General features: G+C 57.7%; 6 protein-coding genes and 1 pseudogene. 2 read left to right on the top strand and 5 right to left on the bottom strand.

Annotation, left to right across the window (positions count from 1 at the left end):
• A pseudogene (locus K5905_RS23505) lies at positions 1 to 181 on the top strand (purine permease); the annotation flags it as partial.
• Between the two features lie 237 nt (positions 182 to 418).
• On the opposite strand, the gene K5905_RS23500 reads toward K5905_RS23505, so the two are convergent.
• The 5 genes from K5905_RS23500 to bhcA form a co-directional block, all read right to left on the bottom strand.
• The gene (locus K5905_RS23500) at positions 419 to 1,444 is read right to left on the bottom strand and encodes a glyceraldehyde 3-phosphate dehydrogenase NAD-binding domain-containing protein (protein ID WP_297588484.1); all 1,026 of its coding nucleotides are present in this window, start codon (positions 1,442 to 1,444) and stop codon (positions 419 to 421) included.
• Positions 1,416 to 2,381, bottom strand: a complete 966-nt coding sequence (gene bhcD, locus K5905_RS23495) for an iminosuccinate reductase BhcD (RefSeq protein WP_297588482.1) — start codon at positions 2,379 to 2,381, stop codon at positions 1,416 to 1,418. Before bhcD ends, K5905_RS23500 begins: the two co-directional genes overlap by 29 nt.
• Positions 2,382 to 2,578: 197 nt before the next feature.
• Entirely contained in the window at positions 2,579 to 3,754 is a 1,176-nt protein-coding gene (gene bhcC, locus K5905_RS23490; protein ID WP_297588480.1) for a 3-hydroxy-D-aspartate aldolase BhcC, read from the bottom strand.
• 22 nt (positions 3,755 to 3,776) lie between these two features.
• On the bottom strand, positions 3,777 to 4,727 hold the full coding sequence (bhcB, locus tag K5905_RS23485) for a beta-hydroxyaspartate dehydratase BhcB (RefSeq protein ID WP_297588486.1): 951 nt from the start codon (positions 4,725 to 4,727) through the stop codon (positions 3,777 to 3,779).
• A gap of 17 nt (positions 4,728 to 4,744) precedes the next feature.
• Positions 4,745 to 5,935 carry an L-aspartate--glyoxylate aminotransferase BhcA gene (gene bhcA / locus K5905_RS23480; RefSeq protein ID WP_297588478.1) on the bottom strand — a complete coding sequence of 397 codons (1,191 nt, stop codon included), beginning with the start codon at positions 5,933 to 5,935 and terminating at the stop codon, positions 4,745 to 4,747.
• 168 nt (positions 5,936 to 6,103) lie between these two features.
• On the opposite strand from bhcA, the gene bhcR reads away from it, so the two are divergent.
• Positions 6,104 to 6,908, top strand: an 805-nt coding sequence (bhcR, locus tag K5905_RS23475; protein ID WP_297588475.1) for an HTH-type transcriptional regulator BhcR, incomplete at its 3' end; no start/stop codon positions are given.

The following is a 6,908-nucleotide window of genomic DNA, read 5'->3' as shown; positions in this document are numbered from 1 at the left end:
GCAATATGTGCCTGATACTGCGCGCATCCTCCTGACCAGTGGCCTGCTGCCGGCAGCGGCAATCGCCATCGTACTCAACCTGGTGCTGCCGGAAGAGCTGACCGAGGAATCAACCGACGAGGTCTCGGGCGGTATGGCCGGCCATGGCCTGGGCTCGCTTCCGCACGAAGAGACAAATTGAAGATCCGGCAAATGAAAGAACTGAAGGGCCGCGCATGCGGCCCTTTTTTTGTATCGGCTTTGCCTTCGTCCGGGATGATCCAATTCAGTTTGTGACTGGTTGTCATCCCTGCGTAAGCAGGGATCCAGTAACCATCAGAGTTTTGAGATTGAGCCAGGATACTGTGGGGTACTGGATCCCGGTCTTGACGCTGCGACGTCAAACCGGGACGACAAACAACATGAAATGACGGGCTTCTTACCGTGTCGTCATCAGCCGCGCCATGTCGATCATGCGCGCTGAAAAGCCCCATTCATTGTCGTACCAGCCGAAGATCCGAACTTGCCGATCTCCGACTGCCAGGGTTTCGTGAAGGGCGACAACCAGTGATTCCGGCCGGGCCCGCATGTCGGTCGAGACCACCCGGTCGTTGATGAAGCCGACCAATCGGCTTTCGGCAAAAATCTCCCGAAGCAGATCATTGAAAGGACCTCCAACAGAACGTGTCAGCGTCAGGGTCAGGTCGACCGCGGAAACGCTGATTGCCGGAACCCGGACAGCGGCACCGCTGATTTTGCCGCTCAGTTGCGGCAGGACCCTGCCGACAAGTTTGGTGGCGCTTGTCGTGGTCGGAACCATGGAGACACCACCGGCCCTGCTGCGCTCCAATGGGCCGCGCGGCGCGTCCACCATTGGCTGGCTGCCGGTGTAGCAGTGCACAGTTGTCATATGGCCGGTCTCGATCCCGACGGCATCATCAATTCCACGCAGAAGCGGCGCGAGTGCATTTGTCGTGCAGGAACCGTTGGAGACCAATTTATGGCCGTCGAGCTGTTCTTCGTTCGCACCGAGAACCAGTGTGATTTCCGCCGCTGCCGAGGGGCCGGAAATCAGAACATTCGAGGCACCGGCCTTCAGGCCACGCCCGGCAACTTCAATCGTATCGGCCTTGCCGGTGCATTCCATCACGACGTCGACACCGGAAAGGTCGACGGCAGACAAGTCAGGCTCAGCGGAAAAAAGGATCTCATTCCCATCAATGATCAGGCAGTCTTCCCCGATCGAAACCTCGCCCGGGAAGGGGCCAAAGACGCTGTCATACTTGAAGAGGTAGGCGCATGTTTCCAGCGAAGCGATGTCGTTGATCCGCACCACCTCCACCACCGCGTCCTGAGGCAGGCTGAGCACCTGACGCAAAACGGTCCGGCCGATCCGGCCGAACCCATTGATGACTATCCGCATTCCGATGACCTGTTCAGAAGTCCACTTCGATTGCGACGCCATTCTTGATCGCAAGTTCCACGGCTGCTGAGGCAACGGCAAGATCCTGTAGGCCGACACCGGTGCCATCGAACAGCGTGATCTCGCTTTCCGACGTCCTGCCTCGATGCGTACCATTAATTACGGCGCCGATCTCATTTATATTGTCCTTAGAGACAATTCCCTCGGCAACGGCATGCTGGCACTCGCCGATGGTCGCGGATTGCGCGACTTCGTCAGTGAACAGCGTCGCCTTGGCGATCAGATCATTATCGACTTCCTGCTTGCCTTTGGTATCGGTCCCCATGCAGGCGATATGTGTGCCGGCGCGTACCTGGCCACCCTTGAGGATCGGTTTGAAGCTCGAAGTGATCGAGATGATCACATCCGCCTCTGCACCCATTCGGTCGAGATCAACAGATTCATAAGGCAGGCCGAGGTCCGTGGCGGTCTCTTCAAGTCGGGAAAGCATTTCCGGGTGAAAGTTCCAACCGATGACTTTCTCGAAATTCCTTTGTTCGACTGCTGCCCGCATCTGGAAGGCGGACTGATGACCGGCGCCGATCATACCGAGTACTTTGGCATCGTTCCGTGCCAGGTGCTTGATTGAGACGGCAGAGGCAGCTGCCGTGCGCAGAGCGGTCAACAGATTGCCGCCGACCACCGCCTTCGCCTGGCCGGTATCGGCATCGAACAGGAACACGGTTGACTGGTGATTGGTCAGGCCGCGCTCTGCGTTTCCAGGCCAGTAACCGCCGGATTTCAGTCCCAGGGCAAGTGATGACCGGTCAAAACCGGATTTGAATCCGTAAAGCGCATCCGCGTGACCGATGGCTTCGCGAATGACCGGAAAATTGTAAGCCGCACCGCTCGACATGGCCGCAAAGATGTTCTCGATTGCATCAAATGCCTCTGCGCGGCCGATCAACCCGGCAATTTCCTTTTCGGGAACGATGATCATTTAGGTCTCCAATAATTTGGAGCGAAACCAGCACGTCTATCTGGCCGCTCAGAAAGAAATCACCAAAGTCGACATCCCGGCCGAGCGAAGCGCGAGCCGGGATCGGAGAGCCCCATTCCAGGGTTTTGGCTCTCCGATCCCGGATCTTCGCGTTGCTACATCTGGGATGATGAAATCGGGTTCTGCTGCTTCAGACCTCAGTAGGCCTTGCCACGTGCCGAAACCGGCCAGACGGATTCAACCTTGCCGTTGCGCACACCGACATACCAGTCATGAACATTGGCGGTCGGGTCGCAGTGGCCCGGAACCAGCTTCAGCTTCTCGCCGACTTTCAACACCCCTTGCGCATCGGCGATGACACCGTGCTCGTCGGAGCATTTGACGTATTCGACATCATTGCGCCCATAGATGAAGGGCAGGCCGCTATCTACGGACTGAGCTTTGAGACCTGCATCGCAGATCGCCTTGTCCGCTTTGGCGTGGCTCATCACCTGGGTGAGAATGAAAAACGCGTTTTCCCACTCGCCCTGGTCGATCCGCTTGCCGTCCTTGTCCAGGATGCGGCCATAGTCGGCATCCATGAAGGCGTAGGAACCGCATTGCAGCTCATTGTAAACGCCGGAGTTGGATTCAAAGTAGTAAGAGCCGGTTCCACCGCCGGAGACCAGTTCCGGTTCAAGGCCGGCCGCCTTCAGGCCTTCAACCGCATCCTTGACCATGGCAATGGCGATATCCAGCTTCTCTTTGCGTGCCTCATAGCTGTCAAGATGCTGCATGGCGCCCTGATAGGCCTGAATGCCTGTGAACTTCAGGTTCGGGGCCGCATCGACGGCCTTTGCAATGTCCACAACGGCTTCGGTTGAGGTCACGCCGCAGCGGCCTGCGCCACAATCGATCTCGATGAAGACTTCCAGGGTCGTACCGTGCTTTTCCGCTGCAGCGGAAAGATCGGCAACGTTGGCAATATCATCGACGCAGACGATGGTACGGGCGCCGAGTTTCGGCAAACGCGCAAGCCTGTCGATCTTGGCCGGGTCGCGTACCTGGTTGGACACCAGTATGTCCTTGATGCCGCCCCGTGCGAAAACTTCGGCCTCGCTGACTTTCTGGCAGCAGACGCCAACAGCGCCGCCAAGACGTTCCTGCAATTTGGCAACATCAACGGACTTGTGCATCTTGCCGTGCACGCGGTGCCGCATGCCATGAGCCTTGGCGTAGTCACCCATTTTCTTGATGTTGCGTTCCAGCGCATCGAGATCGAGCACCAGGCACGGGGTCTGAATGTCTGCTTCGTCCATGCCGGGCAGAGCAGGGATGTCGTAACCAACCTCGAAGTTTTCCAAACCGGTATCTGCTTTCGTATGAGCGTTCATGGGGTCTGTCTCTCTTGTTAACTTAAAGGGTCCAGGGCAGTTTGTTCAAATCGACATTGCCGCCGGTGACGATCACGCCGACGCGCTTGCCGGCGAAGACGTCCTTGTTTTTCAAGATGGTTGCCAGCGGTACGGCGGAAGACGGTTCCATCACGATCTTCATCCGGGCCCAGATCAGGCGCATCGCATCTACGATTTCCTGCTCCGATGCCGTCAGCACGTCGGTGACGTGGTTCGAAACGAAGTGCCAGGTCAGCTCTTTCAGCGGGACCTTCAGGCCGTCGGCGACGGTTTGCGGGGCGTCATCCGCGATGATGTGTCCGGCCCGGAAGCTGCGGGCTGCATCGTCCGCCTGTTCCGGCTCGGCAGCGAAGATCTTGACCTCGGGAGCCAGATTGGAAAGCGTCAGACAGGTCCCTGAAACCATGCCACCTCCTCCGATGGGGGCAATCACGGCATCAAGGCCATCCGTCTGTTCCATCAACTCCTTCGAGCAGGTTCCCTGACCGGCTATAACGCGATGGTCGTTATAGGGATGGACGAATTCGGCACCGGTCTTCGCCTGGACTTCTGCAAAAACGGCTTCCCGGCTGGTGGTTGACGGTTCGCACTCGGTAATGATCCCGCCATAACCGCGAACCGCGTCCTTCTTTGCTTGCGGCGCCGTGCGTGGCATGACCACGTGGCACGGAATTCCCCGGCGCCCGGCCGCGTATGACAGGCTGAGCGCATGGTTTCCGGAGCTGTGTGTCGCAACACCGGCCTTCGCGGTTTCCTCGTCCAAGCCGAAAACGGCATTGGAGGCGCCGCGAACCTTGAACGCACCGGCCTTTTGAAAGTTCTCGCATTTGAAGAACAGCTCGGCGCCGGTCAGTTCGTTCAGGAAGGACGAGGTCAGAACCGGTGTGCGATGTATATGAGGTTTGATCCGCTCGTGAGCGACCAACATGTCCTCAAGGGACGGGATATTGATGTTCAGGGCGTCGGTTTTCACGCTGCCTCCTTGGAAGCGATCGCTCCCTCGTTGCGATAGTATTCCTGCGCTGCGGCAACACCGGAGCCGAGTTTGATATCCAGCCCCAGGTCCGCCATGACCATTTCTGCGGTGGCAAGGCCTGAAAGCGTCATGACGTCGGTCAGGCTGCCTAGGTGGCCGATGCGGAACACCTTGCCCGCAACCTCCCCGAGGCCAACGCCAAACGCGACACCGTATTTCCCGGCTGCATGGGTAACGATGTCGGTGGCGTTGAAACCCTCCGGGGTGCGGATGGCGCTGACCGTGTCGGAATAAACGTCGGGTGACTTGGCACACAGGTCCAGACCCCAGGCCCGGACGGCGGCCCGTACCCCTTCGGCGATCCGGTGATGCCTGGTGAAGACGTTTTCCAGACCTTCGCCGAGCAGCATGTCGCAACTTTGCTTGAGGCCGTTCAACAGACCAACCGCCGGGGTATAGGGATATGCGTTGGATGCATAGGCCTTCATCATGTCGCGGACATCGAAGAAAGTGCGCGGCAGCTTGGCGGTTTCGATTGCCGCCTGCGCCTTTGGCGACATCGCGACAATGGCGAGACCCGCAGGCAGCATGAAGCCCTTTTGAGACCCGGTCACTGCCGCGTCGACGCCCCATTCATCCATGCGGAAATCCATCGAGGCGATGGAGCTGACACCGTCAACCAAAAGGAGCGCCGGATGGTTGGCCGCATTCAGTGCGCGACGAACTGCGGCGATGTTGGATTTGACGCCTGTCGCGGTTTCGTTGTGCGTGGCGAGAACGGCCTTGATCTCGTGGTTCTTGTCCGCGGTCAGTATCTCTTCGTAACGGTCGGCCGGTAGGCCGGCACCCCACGGTGTCTCGACAACGTCGACTTTCAGTCCATGACGCTGGCACATGTCGATCCAGCGATGGGAGAACATGCCATTGCGTGCGGCCAGAATCCGGTCTCCCGGGCTCAAAGTGTTGGTGATGACGGTTTCCCAGCCACCCGTTCCGGTGGACGGAAAGACAAAGACTTCCGCAACTTCGGTCTTCAGAATTTTCTTCACGCCCTGAAGCGCAGGCTGAAGGATGTCTCCGAAGAGCGGAGACCGGTGATCCAGGGTCGGCATGTCACAGGCCTTGCGAAGGGCCTCGGGCATATTGGTCGGACCTGGAATGAAAACAGGGTTTTGAAAGCTCATGGCCGTTTCCTTTCACAGTTTCCTGAAGAGTAAAGGACGGCGGTTCGCACGCGCAATTTTTTTAAAATAATTTTTCAAAAATGAAGAAAAGGAAAAAACTCAATATTGTCAAATAGATAAATTTTTCATATGATGAATTGATTTTTCGTTTTTTGAAGAGTGTGTCTCATGACAGAGATGAAAGTGGATCCGAATTCAGCTCGCCGTGCCCGTGGGCGCCCACGCGCCTGGGACGACAAATCCGGACAGAACACGATCAAATCATTGGACCGGGCCATGGCGGTTTTCGAGCATCTGAGCACCCAGTCCGGGGTTTCGCTGTCTGCCCTTTCAGAGCAGCTCGGCGAGTCGGCGGCGACGCTTTATCGCATTCTCTATACGCTGGAAGCGCGTGGACTTGTCGAGTTCGATCAGGGACAGCAACTCTGGCATATCGGACCGGGTGCTTTCATCATTGGCGCGCGCTTCCTGCGACGGACAAGCCTTGTGGAACGGGCCCGGCCGGTGCTGCGCAAACTGATGGAAGAGACCGGTGAGACCGCCAATCTGGGTATCGAGCAATCGAGCCATGTTCTTTTTGTCAGCCAGGTAGAAACCCACGCAAATATCCGTGCTTTTTTCCCGCCCGGCACGTTGTCGCCCCTGCACGCATCAGGAATAGGCAAGGCTCTTTTGGCGTTTATGGAAACTGATCAGTGCGACCGGTTTCTGGCGCAGGAGGCTTTGGAAAGGTTCACCGAACATACCCTTTGCGATGCGGCGACCCTGAAAGAGGACCTCAAGGACATCAGAACCCGCGGTTATTCCATCGATGGCGAGGAAAAGAACCTCGGGATGCGGTGTATCGCGGCACCGGTCTTCAACAACTACGGTGAAGTTGTTGCCGGCCTGTCCGTTTCCGGGCCGACCAGCCGTGTCTCAACCGCAAAAATCGACACTCTGGCGGCCTCGGTGAAAGAAGCCGCCAAAGCGT

The sequence above is a fragment of the Roseibium sp. genome (assembly GCF_025698965.1).
GTDB lineage: Bacteria > Pseudomonadota > Alphaproteobacteria > Rhizobiales > Stappiaceae > Roseibium.
Note: the sequence above shows the minus strand (reverse complement) of the source record. Positions and strands in the feature narration are given on the sequence as shown.

Excerpts from the sequence above, each read along its gene's own strand:
- bhcD (WP_297588482.1), bottom strand. The coding sequence starts at position 2,381 with ATGATCATCGTTCCCGAAAAGGAAATTGCCGGGTTGATCGGCCGCGCA.
- bhcA (WP_297588478.1), bottom strand. The coding sequence starts at position 5,935 with ATGAGCTTTCAAAACCCTGTTTTCATTCCAGGTCCGACCAATATGCCC.
- bhcC (WP_297588480.1), bottom strand. The coding sequence starts at position 3,754 with ATGAACGCTCATACGAAAGCAGATACCGGTTTGGAAAACTTCGAGGTT.
- K5905_RS23500 (WP_297588484.1), bottom strand. The coding sequence starts at position 1,444 with ATGGCGTCGCAATCGAAGTGGACTTCTGAACAGGTCATCGGAATGCGG.